Source organism: Nocardioides sp. Root140 (assembly GCF_001426745.1).
Lineage (GTDB): Bacteria > Actinomycetota > Actinomycetes > Propionibacteriales > Nocardioidaceae > Nocardioides.
In genome coordinates this window covers 618,803-636,838 of sequence record NZ_LMFI01000010.1, presented here as the reverse complement: position 1 = coordinate 636,838, position 18,036 = coordinate 618,803, and the positions used below count along the sequence as shown (strand labels likewise).

General features: G+C 69.2%; 18 protein-coding genes. 12 read left to right on the top strand and 6 right to left on the bottom strand.

Translation table 11 applies throughout. The annotated features are described in order from the left end of the window. Positions 1-77: 77 nt before the first annotated feature. Positions 78-1,547 (top strand): tRNA (N6-isopentenyl adenosine(37)-C2)-methylthiotransferase MiaB, encoded by a 1,470-nt coding sequence (miaB, locus tag ASD30_RS13410; protein WP_056682114.1) that lies wholly within the window; start codon positions 78-80, stop codon positions 1,545-1,547. A gap of 62 nt (positions 1,548-1,609) precedes the next feature. Here the strand turns inward: miaB and ASD30_RS13405 are convergent, their stop codons facing one another. The 5 genes from ASD30_RS13405 to ASD30_RS13385 form a co-directional block, all read right to left on the bottom strand. Continuing rightward, the gene (locus tag ASD30_RS13405; protein WP_056682112.1) at positions 1,610-2,614 is read right to left on the bottom strand and encodes a type IV toxin-antitoxin system AbiEi family antitoxin domain-containing protein; all 1,005 of its coding nucleotides are present in this window, start codon (positions 2,612-2,614) and stop codon (positions 1,610-1,612) included. A 197-nt stretch (positions 2,615-2,811) separates the two neighbouring features. After that, complete coding sequence (locus ASD30_RS13400; RefSeq protein ID WP_056682108.1) at positions 2,812-3,147, bottom strand: hypothetical protein; 336 nt, start codon at positions 3,145-3,147, stop codon at positions 2,812-2,814. Between the two features lie 63 nt (positions 3,148-3,210). Continuing rightward, on the bottom strand, positions 3,211-3,678 hold the full coding sequence (locus tag ASD30_RS13395; RefSeq protein WP_056682105.1) for an NUDIX hydrolase: 468 nt from the start codon (positions 3,676-3,678) through the stop codon (positions 3,211-3,213). A 94-nt stretch (positions 3,679-3,772) separates the two neighbouring features. Next, a complete protein-coding gene (locus ASD30_RS13390) occupies positions 3,773-4,594 on the bottom strand; it encodes an antitoxin (RefSeq protein ID WP_162250964.1) in 822 nt (273 codons plus the stop codon). A gap of 156 nt (positions 4,595-4,750) precedes the next feature. After that, positions 4,751-4,954: an antitoxin gene (locus tag ASD30_RS13385; protein WP_056682099.1), complete on the bottom strand. Its 204-nt coding sequence runs from the start codon at positions 4,952-4,954 to the stop codon at positions 4,751-4,753. Positions 4,955-5,024: 70 nt separating this feature from the next. Here ASD30_RS13385 and miaA point away from each other — a divergent pair, with 70 nt between their 5' ends. The 5 genes from miaA (at position 5,025) to ASD30_RS13360 (ending at position 9,220) form a co-directional block, all read left to right on the top strand. Further along, entirely contained in the window at positions 5,025-5,948 is a 924-nt protein-coding gene (gene miaA / locus ASD30_RS13380) for a tRNA (adenosine(37)-N6)-dimethylallyltransferase MiaA (RefSeq protein ID WP_056682095.1), read from the top strand. A 38-nt stretch (positions 5,949-5,986) separates the two neighbouring features. After that, positions 5,987-6,511, top strand: coding sequence for a dihydrofolate reductase family protein (locus ASD30_RS13375; protein WP_056682092.1), 525 nt, complete (start codon positions 5,987-5,989; stop codon positions 6,509-6,511). A 21-nt stretch (positions 6,512-6,532) separates the two neighbouring features. Continuing rightward, on the top strand, positions 6,533-7,363 hold the full coding sequence (gene dapF, locus ASD30_RS13370; protein WP_056682089.1) for a diaminopimelate epimerase: 831 nt from the start codon (positions 6,533-6,535) through the stop codon (positions 7,361-7,363). A 97-nt stretch (positions 7,364-7,460) separates the two neighbouring features. Further along, positions 7,461-9,008, top strand: a complete 1,548-nt coding sequence (locus ASD30_RS13365) for a class I SAM-dependent methyltransferase (RefSeq protein ID WP_056682085.1) — start codon at positions 7,461-7,463, stop codon at positions 9,006-9,008. Next, complete coding sequence (locus ASD30_RS13360) at positions 9,005-9,220, top strand: DUF6752 domain-containing protein (RefSeq protein WP_056682081.1); 216 nt, start codon at positions 9,005-9,007, stop codon at positions 9,218-9,220. Before ASD30_RS13365 ends, ASD30_RS13360 begins: the two co-directional genes overlap by 4 nt. Here the strand turns inward: ASD30_RS13360 and ASD30_RS13355 are convergent. After that, positions 9,213-9,860 carry a class I SAM-dependent methyltransferase gene (locus tag ASD30_RS13355; protein WP_156393644.1) on the bottom strand — a complete coding sequence of 216 codons (648 nt, stop codon included), beginning with the start codon at positions 9,858-9,860 and terminating at the stop codon, positions 9,213-9,215. The two genes, ASD30_RS13360 and ASD30_RS13355, sit on opposite strands and share 8 nt — an antisense overlap. A 124-nt stretch (positions 9,861-9,984) precedes the next feature. On the opposite strand from ASD30_RS13355, the gene ASD30_RS13350 reads away from it, so the two are divergent. The 6 genes from ASD30_RS13350 to ASD30_RS13325 all read left to right on the top strand — a co-directional run bounded on the left by ASD30_RS13350 (position 9,985) and on the right by ASD30_RS13325 (position 18,032). Beyond that, a complete protein-coding gene (locus tag ASD30_RS13350; protein WP_056682074.1) occupies positions 9,985-10,761 on the top strand; it encodes an SDR family NAD(P)-dependent oxidoreductase in 777 nt (258 codons plus the stop codon). Next, the gene (locus tag ASD30_RS13345; RefSeq protein WP_056682072.1) at positions 10,758-11,300 is read left to right on the top strand and encodes a SecDF P1 head subdomain-containing protein; all 543 of its coding nucleotides are present in this window, start codon (positions 10,758-10,760) and stop codon (positions 11,298-11,300) included. Before ASD30_RS13350 ends, ASD30_RS13345 begins: the two co-directional genes overlap by 4 nt. A 62-nt stretch (positions 11,301-11,362) precedes the next feature. After that, the gene (hflX, locus tag ASD30_RS13340) at positions 11,363-12,871 is read left to right on the top strand and encodes a GTPase HflX (RefSeq protein WP_056682069.1); all 1,509 of its coding nucleotides are present in this window, start codon (positions 11,363-11,365) and stop codon (positions 12,869-12,871) included. 36 nt (positions 12,872-12,907) lie between these two features. Continuing rightward, the gene (locus tag ASD30_RS13335; protein WP_156393643.1) at positions 12,908-13,588 is read left to right on the top strand and encodes an SGNH/GDSL hydrolase family protein; all 681 of its coding nucleotides are present in this window, start codon (positions 12,908-12,910) and stop codon (positions 13,586-13,588) included. An 81-nt stretch (positions 13,589-13,669) separates the two neighbouring features. Continuing rightward, the gene (secD, locus tag ASD30_RS13330) at positions 13,670-15,961 is read left to right on the top strand and encodes a protein translocase subunit SecD (RefSeq protein WP_056684936.1); all 2,292 of its coding nucleotides are present in this window, start codon (positions 13,670-13,672) and stop codon (positions 15,959-15,961) included. Between the two features lie 91 nt (positions 15,962-16,052). Beyond that, positions 16,053-18,032, top strand: a complete 1,980-nt coding sequence (locus ASD30_RS13325; RefSeq protein ID WP_056682063.1) for an ATP-dependent DNA helicase — start codon at positions 16,053-16,055, stop codon at positions 18,030-18,032. Positions 18,033-18,036: the final 4 nt, after the last annotated feature.

The following is an 18,036-nucleotide window of genomic DNA, read 5'->3' as shown; positions in this document are numbered from 1 at the left end:
CACTCTGGCCGACTCGCTCTGGGCGATCCACTGTGCTTTGGGTGCCGCCACGCTTGCCGCCGTACCCTTGACCCGTTATGAGCGCACGCACGTATGAGGTCCGCACCTACGGGTGCCAGATGAACGTCCACGACTCCGAGCGACTGACCGGCCTGCTCGAGACCGCGGGGTACGCCGCTGCTCCGGAGGGTGAGCAGGCCGACGTCGTCGTCTTCAACACGTGTGCCGTGCGCGAGAACGCCGACAACAAGCTCTACGGCAACCTGTCGCACCTGGCGCCGATCAAGGCGAAGAATCCCGACATGCAGATCGCGGTCGGTGGCTGCCTGGCCCAGAAGGACCGCGCCACGATCACCGAGAAGGCGCCGTACGTCGACGTCGTGTTCGGCACCCACAACATCGGCTCGCTGCCGGTGCTGCTCGAGCGGGCCCGGGTGCAGCAGGAGGCCCAGGTCGAGATCCTCGAGTCCCTCGAGGTGTTCCCCTCCACGTTGCCGACCAAGCGCGACTCGGCGTACGCCGCGTGGGTGTCGATCTCGGTCGGCTGCAACAACACCTGCACGTTCTGCATCGTGCCGGCGCTGCGCGGCAAGGAGAAGGACCGCCGCCCCGGCGAGATCCTGGCCGAGGTCGAGGCGCTGGTCGCCGACGGCGTCACCGAGATCACCCTCCTCGGCCAGAACGTGAATGCGTACGGCGTCGAGTTCGGCGACCGCCAGGCATTCTCCAAGCTGCTGCGTGCCTGCGGCGAGGTCGAGGGACTCGAGCGGGTGCGCTTCACCTCGCCGCACCCGGCCGAGTTCACCGACGACGTCATCGAGGCGATGGCCGAGACACCCAACGTGATGCCCCAGCTGCACATGCCGCTGCAGTCCGGCTCCGATCGTGTCTTGAAGGAGATGCGTCGGTCCTACCGGCAGAAGAAGTTCCTCGGCATCATCGAGCGGGTCCGTGCGGCGATGCCCGACGCGGCGATCACCACCGACATCATCGTCGGCTTCCCCGGCGAGACCGAGGAGGACTTCCTCGAGACGATGCACGTCGTGCGCGAGGCCCGGTTCTCCGGCGCCTTCACCTTCCAGTACTCCAAGCGCCCGGGCACTCCCGCCGCCACGCTCGACGACCAGGTCTCACCGGCGGTCGTGGCCGATCGCTACCAGCGCCTCGTCGCGGTGGTCAACGACATCGCCTGGCAGGAGAACGAGGCGCTGGTCGGCCGCACCGTCGAGCTGATGGTCTCCGAGGGCGAGGGCCGCAAGGACGCCGCCACGCACCGGCTCTCCGGTCGGGGTCCTGACAACCGGCTGGTCCACTTCAACCCCGAGGCCGCTGAGGGTGTCCGCCCCGGCGACATGGTGACCGTGACCCTCACCCAGGCGGCACCGCACCACCTCATCGCGGACGGCCCGGTGCTGTCCGTGCGTCGTACCCGCGCCGGCGACGCGTGGGAGGGGCGCTCCGCTGCACCGACCGGTGTGGGCCTCGGCATGCCGTCGATCGGGGCTCCCGCGCCGCTGGCTGACGCACCTGGCTGCTCGATCTCGTGACCGATCGGACAACGCGGAGGATCGCAGTTATCGGGTGACTGGGATCTTCCACGTTGATCCGATCAGGCGCCCGGGGGCAGCAGTCGAGTGCTGGCCGCGCCGCATTCGGGGCACCGCCGCAAGTCGCCGGGCCAGCCCTGACGCTGCAGGATCGCTCCCAACTTCGCGGCCGTGCGACAGGCCCGGTCGAAGACCTGGCCCCACCCGAGGCGCACACCGCCCAGGCCGTCGGCTGCGGCATCGAGATCACGGTCCAGGTCGTGGTCCCTGTTGCGGGCACCGGAGTGGAAGATGCGCCCGTCGAGCTCGACCACCTGGCCGTAGTCCTTGTAGAGCACGTCGCGATAGAGCGTGCCGCGGGAGAGGTCCACGGCCTGACGTACGGCGATCGGCAGGCCGTGCGGTCGTTCGACTCGAGTGAGGTAGCCGTGCTCGAGCACCGAGCACGTTCCGGCAGCCACGTCCTGCAGCACGTCGTGCAGGAACTCACGTCGCGCGATGCGCGTGCGGCCGTCGAGTGCCTCGAGCAGCCGAGGTGGCGTGGACTGACGCGAGGAGACGATGCCCGCGAGCACGGCGACCGCGTCGAACTCGGTGCATGCCTCGGCGGCGAGGTCGATCGCGGCCTCTTCGATTCTCAGGCGGGGTGGCGACCGGTTCCACTGCACGCGCGAGGAGAGGCCGGTCATCCGGTGGATCACGATGCCGGGCTGGGTCGACACCTTGCGCCGCGCCGCGATCACCACGTGGATCGGTGCGTCGGTGCTGTGGGCAGGCTGATCGGCTCTGGGGCCGTGGGAGTCGGTGCGACGCCCGGGTCCTTGAGCGGCGCGCAGGGCCGAGTCGTGGGACAGCGCGGCCGGCCACGAGTAGAGGACTGCGGCCCAGGCCTTCTGGTGCCAGGTCATGGGCCCCGTGTGGTCGACGTACACGCCCGGATGCACGGGCGTGAGGAGACGGTTGCGCACCAGCCGGCGAAGGTCGTTGTCCGTGACACCGCGATCGAGGGCCTGGCGTCGACTGACCACACCATCCTGATCACGCAGCAGTTCAGCGAGTCTTTCCATGCGCTCGATCGTCGATCGTGCTGGACGCCTTTGCCAGTCCCGCTCGACTGGCCTGTGGACAACCAGTCCCGTGAGCGCAGACCGCCGTGCAGCACGGTGCTGAAGCGACAAGGATGCGATCTGAAGTCACCTGATGACTGCAAACCGCATCCTTGTCAGATGCCAGCCCGTTCAGCCAGCCCGCTCAGCCAGCCCGCTCAGGCGGAGGGCTCCGGGGGAGTGTCGTCCTCGCCGGAGGTGCCCTCGTCGGGCTCCTGCTGCTTGTCGTCCAGCTGCTTGATCTCGTCGGGGACCTCGTCCTCGCCGATCGCCGGGTTGTCCTCCGGATCGAGGTCGCGGGGCACCGGGTCTCCGGGGGTGTCGCCGTGCTCCGGCCCCTCGATGGAGTCCGCACCGCCGGGGTAGACCTCGGGCTCCTCGGTGGTTGCCTCGGGCATCGCGCCGACGTCGCTCGTGCCGTCCCCCGTGCCCTCCTCCGTGCCATGGGCGGTTTCCTCGGTGTCGGGCGCGGCCTGCTCTTCGGACTCTGACATGTGCGTTCCTCTCGCTGGTTCGGCCTGTGCCTCGACCCTAACGATGCGCAGGTGATGCCTGCATCAGCTGACGGAGAACCCGTGGGTGGTGTACGGCGGCACGTCGCCGGACTTGAGCCCGCGGAGCACCTGCAACTCGTGGGGCACCACCTCGTCGGGCAGGTCCGCCAGCGGGAACCAGCGGATCTCACCGCACTTGAGCGGTTCGATGATCGTCGGCTCGCCCGACCAGGTGCGGGCGGTGAAGAAGAAGTCGATGCGCTCGTCGATCGCTTCGCCGCCCTGGGTGCGATGCATCGACGTGAGGAACTCGAGGGCGATGTCGGTGACGCCGATCTCCTCGGTCGCCTCCCGTTGGGCGGCCTGGAACGCGGTCTCGCCCTTCTCGACGTGGCCGGCGGCGGCCGCCGCCCAGCGTTGGTCCATGTAGCCGGTGTTCTGCCGCCACTGCAGCAGCACCTCGGTGCCGTGCTCGCCCTCGCGGAGCAGGAAGACGTACGACGCGGGCACCACCACGAAACGATCAGTCATGCCGGTGAGCCTAGGGGTTGCCTTGCTCGGGCCGGACGCAACACCGGCCCGCCACGAGGAAGGTTCGTGACGGGCCGGTGCTGGTGTGGGTGGTTCAGCCGTACGTCGGGGACTCGCCGTCCTCGGGCTGTCCGCCTTCGCTGGTGCCGGAGTCGCCGAAGCCGCCGGTCTCGCCGCCTTCGGGCTGTCCGCTCTCGCTGGTGCCGGAGTCGCCGAAGCCGCCGGACTCGCCGCCTTCGCTGGTGCCGGAGTCGCCGAAGCCGCCGGTCTCGCCGCCTTCGGGCTGACCGCCTTCGCTGGTGCCGGAGTCGCCGAAGCCGCCAGACTCGCCGCCTTCGGGCTGTCCGCTCTCGGAGGGGATTCCTGTGCCGGACTCGGACTCGGAGGAGCCGAAGCCGCCAGACTCGCCGCCTTCGCTGGTGCCGGAGTCGCCGAAGCCGCCGGTCTCGCCGCCTTCGGGCTGTCCGCTCTCGGAGGGGATTCCTGTGCCGGACTCGGACTCGGAGGAGCCGAAGCCGCCGGACTCGCCGCCTTCGCTGGTGCCGGAGTCGCCGAGGCCGCCGGAGTCGCCGCCTTCGGGCTGTCCGCTCTCGGAGGGGATTCCTGTGCCGGACTCGGATTCGCTGGTGCCGGAGTCGCCGAGGCCGCCGGAGTCGCCGCCCTCGGACTCGGCGCCGCCTTCGGAGGAGGCTTGGTCGGAGGGCGCATCGGCGGGCGATGCCCCGCCCTCGTCGCCCTGTCCACCGAGGCTTTCCCTCACCTTGTCGACGCCCGCGTCGATCTGCTCGGTGTACTTGCCGCCGGTCTTGTCGTCGATGAAGTCGCCGGCCTTCTCGGCCAGGTCTCCGATCTGATCCCCGTACTTGTTGGCTGCTTCGCCGGCCTGGCCGCCGAGGTTTCCTAGCTGTTCCGTCACCTGAACCATCTCCCGAGTGAGGTTGGGTCGGTTGTCCCGACTTGTCCTCTCAATCCACACACGATCGGTCGTGAAATGTCCACGGGCCCGGTGCCGTTTTGGCACCGGGCCCGCGAAGACGTTCAGCAGATTCTCAGCCGAAGGCCGGGGCGACCATCACTTGATGTCGTCGTTCTTTCCGTCGAGGCCGTCGAGGGCGTCCTTGGCCTTGTCGACCGCGGCGTCGCCCTTGTCGCCCAGCTTGCCGCCGGTCTTGTCGTCGATGAAGTCCTTGGCCTTGTCGAGGCCGTCGGAGACCTTGTCGCCGTGCTTGTCGACAGCGTCGGATGCCTTGCCCTTGAGCTTGTCCAGGAAACCCATGTCCTGCTCCGTTCGGTTGCTGTGGCCGCACTTGCCGCGACCCGAGAGATTCGTTTGAAAGACTAGCCCCATGTCGCCGGACCACTCACCCCCAGTTGTCGCAATCGTGGGCGCAACTGCAGCCGGGAAGACCGGTCTCTCCCTGGATCTCGCTGAGCGGCTCGGGGGCGAAGTGGTCAACACGGACGCGATGCAGGTCTATCGGGGCATGGACATCGGCACCGCCAAGCTGCCGTACGACGAGCGCCGTGGCATCACGCACCACCTCCTCGACTTCCTCGACATCGACCAGATCGCCACCGTGGCTGACTTCCAGCGACTGGCCCGCGACACCATCACTGACCTGCGGGGGCGCGGGGTCGCGCCGATCCTGGTCGGCGGTTCCGCGCTCTACACCCGGGCGATCCTCGACAGCTTCGAATTCCCCGGCACCGACCCCGTCGTACGACGCGCACTCGAGGAGGAGCTCGAGGCCAAGGGGTCCGGAGCGTTGCACAAGCGACTTCAGGAGCTCGATCCCCAAGCAGCACAGGGGATTCTCCCCGGCAACGGTCGCCGCATCGTGCGCGCGCTCGAGGTCATCACGCTCACTGGCAAGCCGTACGGCGCGGGCCTGCCCACGCTGCACTACGTGATGGACGGCGCCCACCAGATCGGCGTCGACATCGACCGGTCGACCCTCGACGTGCGCATCGGGCAACGCGTGGACCAGATGTTCGACGACGGGTTCGTCGACGAGGTGGCCGCCCTGTGCGAGCGCGGGCTGCGTGACGCGGTCACCGCGTCGCGGGCGATCGGCTACCCCGAAGTGATCCGGCACCTCGACGGCGAGCTCACCCTCCAGCAGGCCAAGGAGTCGACCCGGGTGGCCACCCGCAGGTTCGCCCGGCGCCAGGACCAGTGGTTCCGCAAGGACCCGCGCGTCACCTGGGTGCCGTGGGATGCGCCGGACCTCGTGGAGAGGGTGCTGGCCGCGATCGGGCAGCAAGATTGATCAAGACATCCGGGTCGTGACACAGGCAGACTGGCGTCATGGTGACCCAGTACTACACGGCAAGCAGTCTCGACGGCTTCATCGCGACTGACGACAACTCCCTCGCCTGGCTCCTCAAGCAGGACATCGACATGGAGGGCCCGATGGCCTACCCGGCCTTCGGTGCCGAGAAGGGCGCGCTGGTGATGGGCGCGACGACGTACGAATGGATCGTCAAGAACCACGAGACCTGGGACTACACCAGCCCGACGTGGGTCTTCACCCACCGCGAGCTGCCGGCCAAGAACGGTGGCGGTGACGTCCGCTTCACCCAGGACGACGTCCGCGCGGTGCACGCGGAGATCACCGAGGTGGCCGACGGCAGGAACATCTGGCTGGTCGGCGGCGGTGACCTCGTCGGCCAGTTCGCCGACGCGGGGCTGCTTGACGAGGTCTGGGTGCAGTACGCCCCGGTGACGCTCGGCTCCGGCGCGCCACTGCTGCCGCGGGCACTCGACCTCGAGCTGCTGGAGGTCGCGCAGAACCGTGCGTTCATGTGTGGGCGCTACCGCGTGGTGCGCTGACCGGGATGGGATGATGGTCGGGTGACTGACTACGCCTTCGTGAAGGGCCACGGCACCGAGAACGACTTCGTGCTGCTGCCCGACGCCAACGGAACCCTTGAGCTGACCGCCGAGCAGGTTGCCCGACTGTGCGACCGCCGAGCCGGCATCGGCGGCGACGGGGTGATCCGGGTGGTCCGCACCGATGCCACCGACGACCCGGCTGCCGTGGCTGCCCGCGGGCAGGCGCGCTGGTTCATGGACTACCGCAACTCCGACGGCTCGCTCTCGGAGATGTGCGGCAACGGCATCCGCGTCTTCGCGCTCTACCTCGCCACCCACGCATCGGTCGACCCGCGCGACCCGTTGCCGGTGGCCACCCGCGACGGCATCAAGACGATCACCTTCGACGGCGCCGACCAGATCACCGTCGACATGGGCACGCCGACCTTCGGCTCCGACTCCAAGGTCACCGTCGGGGAGCACACGTGGGCCGCGGTCAACGTCGACATGGGCAACCCCCACGCGGTCACGTTCGTCGACTCGCTCGATGATGCAGGCCGGCTGTTCGACGAGCCGGACTACGACCACGCCGTCTATCCGCAGGGCGTCAACGTCGAGTTCGTCGTACGCCGCGGGGAGCAGCACGTCGCGATGCGCGTGCACGAGCGCGGCTCCGGTGAGACCCGGTCCTGCGGCACCGGTGCCTGCGCGGTCATGGTGGCCGCCGCGCGGGCCGACGGCGCCGAGCGCGGTACGCCGTACACCGTGGACGTGCCGGGCGGGTCCCTCAGCATCACGTGGACCCGGGATGACCGCGTCCTGATGACCGGCCCGGCCGTGCTCGTGGCCGAGGGCGTCACCTCCCTCTGAACCCGGCACCCTCAACCGGGCGCCCGCGGTTCCGGCGATTCGCGCCCGCTGACGAGCGGCGGTCCCTACGCTTCTCCCTGACGACCGGGAGGGTCACATGGAGCGTGGGTGGAACGTGTCGCGTGACGGCATCCGCCTCGACCCGACGCTCCAGGCAATGGACGTCCTCTTCGACGGTGTCCGGGTGTGGTCGTTCCACCCCGCCCGTGACGGCGCGGAGGAGGCGGACGGCTGGGTGGTGCCCTGGCCGGCCGCATTGCTTTCCTTCCTCGACGGCGTGGCGCGCGTGACGGTGCGACCGATCGGCTCCGCCGTCGCGGCGTACGACGAGGAGGTCACCTTCGGCGCGTCCGGCGACCGGGTGTCCGTGCGCGACGGTGCCGGTCAACCGTTGGTCGTCGACAAGGGCGGCCGGCTCCAGGCCAGCTTCGCCTCGGCCAGCCCGGAGTCACGGCGCGAGCTCGTGGAGGTGGTCCGACAGGTGCTGGCCGGACTGCGCGAGAAGGCCGGCCTCGACGCGTGCCTCAGCTTCGGTTGCCTGCTCGGCGCAGTGCGTGAGGGGCGGCTGATCGGCCATGACTCCGACGCCGACGTCTCCTACCTGAGCCGGCACACGCATCCCTTCGACATCGCGCGGGAGTCCCGGGCCGCACAGCGGGTGCTGGCCTCGCTCGGCTACGAGATCGCCCGGATGTCGGCCAACGACTTCAAGATCTGGGCGCACCTGCCCGACGGACAACGCGTCGGCATCGACGTGTTCGGTGCCTACTACTTCGGCGGACGGCTGCACATGCTGCCCAACGTGCGCGGCGACCTGGACCGCTCGGCGCTGCTGCCCACCTCGACAGTGACGCTGGAGGGCCTCGAGGTGGTGGCGCCGGCCAGGCCCGACGAGCTGCTCGAGGTGATCTACGGATCCGGATGGCGAGTGCCGGACCCGTCGTTCCGCTACGAGCACCCGGTCGACATCACGCGTCACATGGCCGGCTACTGGCAGGGCGCGCGTCGGGGCCGCCGGGTCTGGAATGAGTTCTACCGCTCGGCCAACGCCGACCGGGTGCCGCAGGAGCAGTCGGCCTTCGCGGAGTGGGTCGCCGAGCGGCTGCCGCCCGGTGCCACCGTCGTCGACGTGGGCCAGGGCAACGGCAGGGACTCGGTGTGGTTCGCCGGCCGGGGCTTCCGGGTCACCGGCCTCGACTTCGCACCCGGCGCGATCGAACGGGCCAGGAGCCTGGCTGACCAGCACGGGGCGTCCGCCACGTTCGGCGCGCTCAACCTGAACAGCCCGCGGTCGGTGCTGATCGCCGGCTCACGGCTGGCCTTCGCCGACACACCCGCGCATCTCTACGCCCGGTTCCTGATCGACGGACTGCCGCTGCAGAGCCGCCGCGACTTCTGGTTGCTGGCGTCGATGGCACAGCGAAGAGGCGGACGGACGTTCCTGGAGTTCCGGACCCACCGGAGCAGGGGCGAGCCGACCGTCTTCCGTCGGCCCCGGCGTCGCCACCTCGACCCCGACGTCATCGTCGGCGAGATCGAGGCGCGCGGCGGGCGCGTCGTCGAACGCGTGGAAGGGCGCGGGCTGGCCCGCTTCCGCAACGAAGACCCTGATGTGTGTCGACTGGTCGTGAGGTGGAACGAATGAGAAGGAACAGCAAGACCGAACCCGAAGGGACCGCCGGTGCACAGATCGCCGCGCTGACCCGGCGCGTGGCCGCCCTCGAGGACGAGGTGCAGGAGTGCCGCATGGTCAACCGCCGCCTCGCGGAGGTCGTCGACGTCGTCTCCGAGCTGCTCGTCCCGGCCATGGACCGCGACGACGCGAAGGTCGCCGCCGCGTTGGCGAGGCTCAGCTGAAGGTGGCAGCCAGACGCGCCACGTGGGGGTCCTCGGTCTTGTAGACCGCGAGCCCGTGCCCCGCCTCGCGGTGCGTGATCGTGCCGCCTCGCGCCACGATCTCCCCGGCCACGTGGTCGGGGTCGAGGTAGATCCGGAAGTGGTCGTCGCCGAAGAGGTGGGTGCCGCCGGCATCGAGCCCGGTGCGGAACTCGAGCAGCAGCTCGCCGCCGCCGGCCAGCGCCTTCGCGGCCAGGTCGAGCAGGTTGGTGCGGCCGTGGTCCTCCAGCGAGTGGATCAGGAAGCGTCCGTAGACCACCGGCTCGGTCAGCGCGGACAGCTGTGCTGCGGCAGACAGGACGGAGTCGGCGTCGTAGAGGTCGAGTACGTCGAACTCGGCGTCGAGCGCCTCGGAAGCGGCACGCTCGCGCGCATGGCGTACGGCGGCCTCCGCGAAGTCGTAGGCGCGGATCGGGTGCGCGCTGTTCGCGAAGAAGAACGCGTCGCGCGCCGTACCGAAGCCGAGCTCCACGACCGGGGCGCCGGGGGCGATCCGCTCGTGCGCCCACCGGGCGAAGGCCGAGGGCTCGCCGGGGACGCCACCGGAGGCCACGCTGTCGTAGAACCCGTCCCAGTAGTCGTGCAACTGAGCAGAAGTCATGCGTGGGCCAACTTTCGACGGGGACTTTCGACAGGGAACAGTGAGGAGAAACTACAACCAACGGGGGTGGTCCGGCGAACGAACGGCCGGAGAACGCCACGGCCGTTCTTCTACGATCGGACCCATGGACATCACAGGAGCAAGTGCAATCGTCACCGGCGGCGCCTCGGGCATCGGCGCGGCCGTGGTGCGGCAGCTGGCCGCGCGGGGCGCGAAGGTGGTGGTCGCGGACCTCCAGGCCGACAAGGGCCAGGCCCTCGCCGACGAGGTGGGCGGCGCCTTCGTCGCGGTCGACGTCACCGACACGGAGCAGATCAAGCAGGCGGTCGAGGCCGCCGGTGAGCTCGGACCCCTCAAGGTGCTGGTCAACTCAGCCGGCATCGGGTGGGCCCAGCGCACGATCGGTCGCGACGGCGAGTTCGACTCCGCCCACGACCTGGGTGCCTTCAGCAAGGTGATCGCGATCAACCTGATCGGCAGCTTCGACGCGCTACGTCTGGCCGCCACGGCGATGAGCCGCAACGACCCCGACGCCGACGGCCAGCGCGGTGTGGTGGTCAACATGGCCTCGGTCGCCGCGTTCGACGGCCAGATCGGGCAGGCGTCGTACAGCGCCTCCAAGGGCGGCATCGTCGGCATGACCCTTCCGGTCGCCCGCGACCTGTCGTCCTCGGGCATCCGCGTCAACACGGTGGCGCCCGGCCTGATCGACACCCCGATCTACGGCGAGGGGCCAGAGTCCGAGGCGTTCAAGGCCAAGCTCGGCGAGAGCGTGCTGTTCCCCAAGCGGCTCGGCGTGCCCGACGAGCTCGCCAGCATGGTCGTCGAGTGCGTGACGAACTCCTACATGAACGGCGAGGTCATCCGCGTCGACGGCGGTATCAGGATGCCTCCCAAGTGACGCGCCGTCTCGGGACCTGCCTCGGCGTGCTGCTGCTCGTCGTACTCACGGGCTGCAACGACGACGACAGCGACGACCGCGCGAAGGTGTCGACCTCGTCGGCCGCGAAGCCGGCAAAGCTCAGCATCCATCCGGTGGTCGCGATCGCGTCCGGAGTCAATGCCGAGCCGAGCCGCCCGGGCGGCGTCGTGCTCGAGGATCCGGACCGCAAGCAGGTCCTCGAGCTGGGCCCTCCCGAGCTGGTCGCGAACGACATCTCGAGCGCCAGGGCGGAGATTCCGGACAATTCCGTGGACTGGCTGATCATGCTCGACTTCAACCACCAGGGCGACCAGAAGTTCGGTGAGCTCACGGCTGCGGCGGCCTGCGCCGAACCTCCTGCGAACCAGATCGCGATCGTGATCGACGACGAGATCGTCTCCGCCCCGGTCGTCCAGGTCGAGTGCGGGAAGCAGCTCGACGACGGCACCCAGATCAGCGGCGGTTTCACCAAGGACTCGGCCGAGGAGCTCGCGGAGCGCATCAACCGCGGCCGCTGAGCGGACATCAGAACTGAAACTCGCTCGCACGGCGTGGGGGAGCGGCCTACTCTTGAAGGCATATGACGAACGCATCTGAAGACTTCTCCCTCGACGCCGAGCTCGCCGAGACCGACACCTGGGACGACGACGACTTCGAGTCGGGCTACGCCGATGAAGGGGCCGACGAGCTCGTCTCGACCGAGGGTCCCGACCCCGAAGAGCTGACCACCGGCGAGCAGGACTTGGCCGAGCGTCACGCGCTGCGCCGGGTCGCCGGGCTGCGCACCGAGCTCGAGGACATCACCGAGGTCGAATACCGCCAGCTGCGCCTCGAGCGCGTCGTCCTGGTCGGTGTCTGGACCGAGGGCAGCATCGAGGACGCCGAGAACTCCATGGCCGAGCTGGCCCTGCTCGCCGAGACCGCCGGCTCCGAGGTGCTCGACAACGTCTACCAGCGTCGTCAGAAGCCCGACCCGGCGACCTACATCGGCCGCGGCAAGGTCGAGGGCCTGCGCGAGATCGTGGCCGCCAACGGCGCCGACACGGTCATCCTCGACGGTGACCTGGCGCCCAGCCAGCTGCGCAACCTCGAAGACAAGCTCAAGGTCAAGGCGATCGACCGCACCGCCCTGATCCTCGACATCTTCGCCCAGCACGCCAAGTCTCGAGAGGGCCAGGCGCAGGTCGAGCTGGCGCAGCTCAGCTACATGAAGCAGCGCCTCCGTGGTTGGGGTGGCAACCTCTCCCGCCAGGCCGGTGGGCGGGTCGGCGCCGACGGCGGCGGCATCGGTGGCCGTGGTCCCGGTGAGACCAAGATCGAGACCGACCGGCGCCGCATCAACACCAAGATCGCCAAGCTCCGTCGTGAGCTGAAGGCGATGAAGGGCACCCGCGACACCAAGCGCGCCGAGCGCCAGCGCCACGCGATCCCGTCGGTGGCGATCGCGGGCTACACCAACGCCGGCAAGTCGTCGCTGCTCAACAAGCTCACCGACGCCGGTGTGCTGGTCGAGGACTCGCTGTTCGCCACCCTCGACCCGACCACCCGCCGTACGACGACCGCGGACGGCCGCATCTACACGATGAGCGACACCGTCGGGTTCGTCCGGCACCTGCCGCACCAGCTGGTCGAGGCGTTCCGCTCGACGCTGGAGGAGGTCGCCGACTCCGACCTGATCCTGCACGTGGTCGACGGGTCGCACCCCGACCCGGAGGGCCAGATCGCCGCGGTGCGCGAGGTGTTGGCCGACATCGACGCCAGCAAGGTCCCCGAGCTGATCGTGATCAACAAGGCCGACGCCGCCGATCCGATGGTGCTGGCCCGGCTGCGCCAGCGCGAGAAGCACTCGGTCGTGGTCAGCGCGAAGACCGGCGAGGGCATCGCCGAGGCACTGGCCCTGGTTGAGGCCGAGCTGCCCCGTCCGGGCGTGGAGTTCACGGCGTTGCTGCCCTACGAGCGCGGCGACCTGATCAACCGGTTGCACCAGCGCGGCGAGATCGAGACCCTCGAGCACACCGCCGAGGGCACCCTGGTCAAGGGCCGCGCCCACGAGGACCTCGCGGGCGAGCTGGCGGCGTACGCCGTCTGATTGGTCGAACGAGCACCTCCGACGGAGAATGAGCACGTGGGGATTTCGTTGGTGTCGCGGTGGCCGGCCCGGGTCGGCGTACTGCTCGCTGTGCTGCTCGTGTCGGCGTTGTCGTACGCGCTCGTCGAGCGGGCGACAGGTGAGGACGTGCCGAAGTGCGAGCGGTTCGCGGCCGAGTCGCAGAACCGGCAGCAGATCGTCACCGGCCGCGGCCAGCGCGTGGTCGTGATCGGCGACTCCTACTCCGTCGGCCTCGGCCTGGAGGACGCGGCGCGGGCCTGGCCCCGGGAGCTGCCCGGCGAGGTGCACGTCCACGGCTTCTCCGGGTCCGGTTTCAGCGCCCACGCCAGCCCGTGCGGGCGGGTGTCGTACGCCGACCGTGCCGCGCGCTCAGTGCGTGGGGGAGCCGACCTCGTCATCCTCGAGGGCGGGCTCAACGACGTCCACTCGTCGGAGACCGCCCTGCGCACCGGCGTACGCCGGGTCCTGGGCGTGCTCAAGGGCGTCCGCGTGGTGATCGTCGGCCCGGTTCCGGCGCCCGACCGCATGCCCGGAGCGGCGCATGTGGACTCCATCCTGGCCTCGGAGGCAGCTCGTGCGCACGTGCCTTACGTGTCGATGATCGACGCCGATCTCGCCTACCTCGACGGCGGCCTGCACCTGACTCGTGACGGGCATCGCGCCTTCGGGGACCTGGTCGTCGCCCGGCTCCCGTAGGCATCAACCCGGAGATCACGAGCGGGTCACGTTCAGAGGGCGATTCGTGGCCGCTTGGAGGTGTGGGGGAAGATGTCGCTCATGTCACGTGGTGCGCTCATTCGCCTCCTGCTCGTCATCGGCCTTCTCGCCGGATGCGTCGCACTGGCCCTCAACAAGGAGCCTCGTCTCGGGCTCGACCTTCGCGGCGGCACGCAGATCATGCTGCAGGCCGAGAGCACGGACAAGGTCAAGGCCGACGCAGAGTCCGTCGACCGTGCGATCGAGATCCTGCGTGGTCGTGTCGACGCTCTCGGTGTCGCCGAGCCGACGCTGACCCGGGTCGGCGACGATCGCATTCTCGTCGAGCTGCCCGACCTGCAGGACCCCAAGCGCGCGGTCGCAGCGATCGGCAAGACCGCCCAGCTGAGCATGCATCCCGTTGTCGCAGCGGCAGCATCTCCTGATGCCAAGCCCACCAAGAAGGGCGACATAGTCCTTCCCGATGAGGACAACTCATCGGTCCTCGAACTCGGCCCCGCCGCCCTTCAGGGCTCGGACATCGAGGGAGCGACTCCGACCCAGGCCCAGAACGCTGTCGGCTGGTCGGTCAGCATCGACTTCGACGACCGTGGCGGCAAGGCATACGGGGAAATCACGGGCAAGGCGGCATGCAACCCGTCTGGTGACCCCAAGCGTCGCATCGCCATCGTGCTCGACGGCAAGATCATCTCGTCGCCTCAGGTGAACGAAGACATCCAGTGCAACGTGGGGATCACGGGCGGCAAGACCGACATCACCGGCAACTTCTCCAACAAGGCCGCCAAGGATCTCTCCATCCTGATCGAGGGCGGCGCCCTGCCCGTTCCGGTCAAGATCATCTCGCAGAGCACCGTCGGCCCGACCCTCGGTGACGCGGCGATCGACGCCTCCGCCGAGGCCGGCATCATCGGCCTGATCATCACCGGCCTCTTCATCATCATCGTCTACCGCCTCGTCGGTGCGCTCGCGGCGATCGCGCTGACGTCGTACGCCGTCCTTTCCTACGCGATGCTGCTGGCGCTCGGCTCGACGCTGACGCTGCCCGGCCTCGCCGGGTTCGTGCTGGCCATCGGCCTCGCGATCGACGCCAACGTGCTGGTCTTCGAGAGAGCGAGGGAGGAGTACGCCGAGAATCCGAAGGCGGGCATGAGACGTGCCCTCCAGATCGGCTTCAACAAGGCGTGGACCGCGATCATCGACTCCAACGTCACGACCTTGCTGGCCGCTGCGCTGCTCTTCCTGCTGGCCTCCGGCTCGGTCAAGGGCTTCGGTGTCACCCTGTCGATCGGTGTCATCGCCTCGATGGTCTCCGCGCTGGTGATCGCCCGCGTGCTCACCGAGATCGGCGTCTCGACCAAGGCCGTTGCCAGGCGCCCGCGGATCACCGGTCTGGCGAACGTCGGACGGGCCCGCACCTGGTTGACCAAGAAGAACCCGAACATCATGGCCAAGGGCAAGATCTGGCTCGGCATCTCCGGTGCCGCGCTGGTCCTCGCCCTGGTCGGCATCTTCGGGCACGGGCTCAACTACGGCCTGGAGTTCACCGGCGGTCGTTCCATGGAATACACCACGGCGAAGCCGATCTCGGCCGACACGGCTCGTGAGATCGTGGCCGACGCGGGAGTGCCCGAGGCCGTCGTACAGATCGTCAAGGGCAGCGACGACGTCGAGCGGGTCTCGATCCGTGCCGGCGACATCGACGACGCGACGAAGGCCGAGATCGAGAAGGGCCTCACCGCAGAGGCCGGCAAGACCACCCAGTTCAGTGACGACACGGTGGCCGCCAGCCTCGGCAACGAGCTGAAGGAGAAGGCGTTGCTGGCCTTCTTCATCGCGCTGATCGCGCAGATGATCTACCTCGCGTTCCGGTTCCACTGGACCTTCGCTGTCTCGGCGGTGGGCGCGATGTTCCACGACGTGCTGATCGTGACCGGCATCTTCGCCTGGCTCGACAAGCCGATCGACGGCATCTTCCTGGCCTCCGCGTTGACCATCGTCGGACTGTCGGTCAACGACACCGTGGTCGTCTTCGACCGCATTCGAGAACGATGGCAGGGCACCAGAACAGGCACCTTCGCCGAGGTCAGCAACACGGCCTGCATCGAGACCATGCCGCGCACGATCAACACCGGTCTCGGCGCCATGTTCATCCTCGGTGCCCTGGCGGTGCTCGGTGGCGATTCGCTGCAGGACTTCGCGATCGCACTGCTCCTCGGCCTGATCATCGGTACCTACTCGTCCGTCTTCTCCGCGACCCCGGCACTGATCCTGCTGCAGAAGGTCGCGCCGTTCTCGCGTGAGAAGAAGGAGCGCAAGGTCCGCGATGCACAGGACTCCGGCGCCGTCGTCTGAGGCAGGGGAGCGAGGGACGAGCGGTTCGTGGTGAAGCGACCGACAGAGCCGTCGTCCGACCCTTGTCGGTGCCGGCGGTTAGGGTTTCCGGGTGCCTGAAAGCCCCGATTCCCTGACCCCCGTTGCCGCCCTCCTCGGTGAAGCCGTCGAGGCACTCGGCGGTCAGGAGCGCCCGGGCCAGGTGCAGATGGCCGAGGCCGTCGCCCGGGCGATGGCCGACGACGAGCACCTGCTCGTCCAGGCGGGCACCGGCACCGGAAAGTCGCTGGCCTACCTGGTGCCGAGCCTGCTGCACAAGAAGCGGGTCGTGGTCGCCACGGCGACCCTCGCGCTGCAGCACCAGCTCGTCGAGCGCGACATCCCGCGGCTGGTCGATGCGCTGAAGGCCAAGCCCGGCATCGACACGTCGTACGCCGTCCTCAAGGGCCGCTCCAACTACGCCTGCCTCCACCGGGTGCGCGAGGGCGCGCCCGACGACCAGGGCGCCCTGGTCGAGCTGCCCACCGGGTCGATGGGCGCCGAGGTCATCAAGCTGCGCGAGTGGGCCGAGGAGGAGGCGAAGTCCGGCGGCACCGGCGAGAAGGACAACGCGCCGCGCCACACCGAGAAGGTCTGGCGTCAGGTCGCGGTCAGCGCCCGCGAGTGCCTCAGTCGCGCGAAGTGCCCCTTCGGGGAGGAGTGCTTCGCCGAGGCTGCGCGCGACCGGGCCGCGCAGAGTCAGCTGATCGTGACCAACCACAGCCTGCTGGCCATCGACGCCATCGAAGGCGTCCCGATGATCCCCGACTACGACGTGGTCGTGGTCGACGAGGCCCACGAGGTGACCGCCCGTGTCACGCAGGCGGCCACCGACGAGCTGAGTGTCAGTGACGTCGAGCGGGCCGCGCGACGTGCCCAGCGGTACGTCGACGGCGACGAGGCCAACGAGCTCGATGACGCTGCCGGGGCGTTGAAGGACGCCCTCGAACGCACCGAGGCCGGGCGCATCGACCGCGTCGACGAGCAGCTCGCCGACGCCTTGGTGCTGTTGCGCGACGGGGCGCGGGCGTGCCTGGGCGCGATGCCCAAGGAGTCCGACGACCCCGACCCCGGCAAGAACCAGGCCAAGGCCGGCGTGCAGGAGATCTTCGCCACCGCCGAGCGGATGGCCGCCGACCTCGAGTCCGACGTGCTGTGGCGCAACGACCGCGAGCCGCAACGCGGCGGGCCGCAGCTGTGCGTGGCACCGCTCCAGGTGTGGGGTCCGATGCGCGACAAGCTGCTCACCGACAAGACCGTGGTCTTCACGTCCGCCACGCTGATGTTGGGGGGCGACTTCACCACCGTCGCCTCCTCACTGGGTCTCAAGCCCACCGAGCGCATCGCGTCCACCGAGGTCGTCGAACGCACCGACGAGGTGCTGCCCTGGCGCGGCATCGACGTCGGCTCGCCGTTCAACTACGGCCAACAGGCGATCCTCTATGTCGCCCGCCACCTGCCGCCGCCCGGGCGCGACGGCCTCGGCAAGGCCCAGCTCGACGAGATCGTCGACCTGATCGACGCCGCCGACGGCCGCACCCTCGGCTTGTTCTCCAGCAAGCGGGCCGCCGAGGCCGCAGCCGAAGAGGTCCGCAAGAGGCTGCCGCACCTGACCACGCTTGCCCAGGGCGAGGCCCAGCTGGCCGAGCTGCAGAAGCAGTTCGTCGCCGACCCGCACACCTGCCTGTTCGGAACGTTGAGCCTCTGGCAGGGCCTCGACGTCCCCGGCGACACGTGCCAGCTCGTGCTGATCGACCGCATCCCGTTCCCGCGTCCCGACGACCCGCTGATGTCGGCGCGCCAGAAGGCCGCCGACCGGTCAGGAGGCAACGGGTTCATGCAGGTCGCCGCGACGCATGCGGCACTGCTGCTGGCGCAGGGTTCGGGCCGGTTGATCCGCACCCACACCGACCGGGGCGTGGTCGCCGTACTCGACCCTCGGCTGGTGACGGCGCGCTACGGCAACTTCCTCAAGGCCAGCCTTCCGCCCATGTGGGCGACCACCGACCCGCAGATCGCCCGCAACGCGCTCAAGCGCCTCGCGGCCGACTGAGCCC

Excerpts from the sequence above, each read along its gene's own strand:
- miaB (WP_056682114.1), top strand. The coding sequence starts at position 78 with ATGAGCGCACGCACGTATGAGGTCCGCACCTACGGGTGCCAGATGAAC.
- ASD30_RS13405 (WP_056682112.1), bottom strand. The coding sequence starts at position 2,614 with ATGGAAAGACTCGCTGAACTGCTGCGTGATCAGGATGGTGTGGTCAGT.
- ASD30_RS13400 (WP_056682108.1), bottom strand. The coding sequence starts at position 3,147 with ATGTCAGAGTCCGAAGAGCAGGCCGCGCCCGACACCGAGGAAACCGCC.
- ASD30_RS13395 (WP_056682105.1), bottom strand. The coding sequence starts at position 3,678 with ATGACTGATCGTTTCGTGGTGGTGCCCGCGTCGTACGTCTTCCTGCTC.
- ASD30_RS13385 (WP_056682099.1), bottom strand. The coding sequence starts at position 4,954 with ATGGGTTTCCTGGACAAGCTCAAGGGCAAGGCATCCGACGCTGTCGAC.
- miaA (WP_056682095.1), top strand. The coding sequence starts at position 5,025 with ATGTCGCCGGACCACTCACCCCCAGTTGTCGCAATCGTGGGCGCAACT.
- ASD30_RS13375 (WP_056682092.1), top strand. The coding sequence starts at position 5,987 with ATGGTGACCCAGTACTACACGGCAAGCAGTCTCGACGGCTTCATCGCG.
- ASD30_RS13365 (WP_056682085.1), top strand. The coding sequence starts at position 7,461 with ATGGAGCGTGGGTGGAACGTGTCGCGTGACGGCATCCGCCTCGACCCG.
- ASD30_RS13360 (WP_056682081.1), top strand. The coding sequence starts at position 9,005 with ATGAGAAGGAACAGCAAGACCGAACCCGAAGGGACCGCCGGTGCACAG.
- ASD30_RS13355 (WP_156393644.1), bottom strand. The coding sequence starts at position 9,860 with ATGACTTCTGCTCAGTTGCACGACTACTGGGACGGGTTCTACGACAGC.
- ASD30_RS13350 (WP_056682074.1), top strand. The coding sequence starts at position 9,985 with ATGGACATCACAGGAGCAAGTGCAATCGTCACCGGCGGCGCCTCGGGC.
- hflX (WP_056682069.1), top strand. The coding sequence starts at position 11,363 with ATGACGAACGCATCTGAAGACTTCTCCCTCGACGCCGAGCTCGCCGAG.
- secD (WP_056684936.1), top strand. The coding sequence starts at position 13,670 with ATGTCACGTGGTGCGCTCATTCGCCTCCTGCTCGTCATCGGCCTTCTC.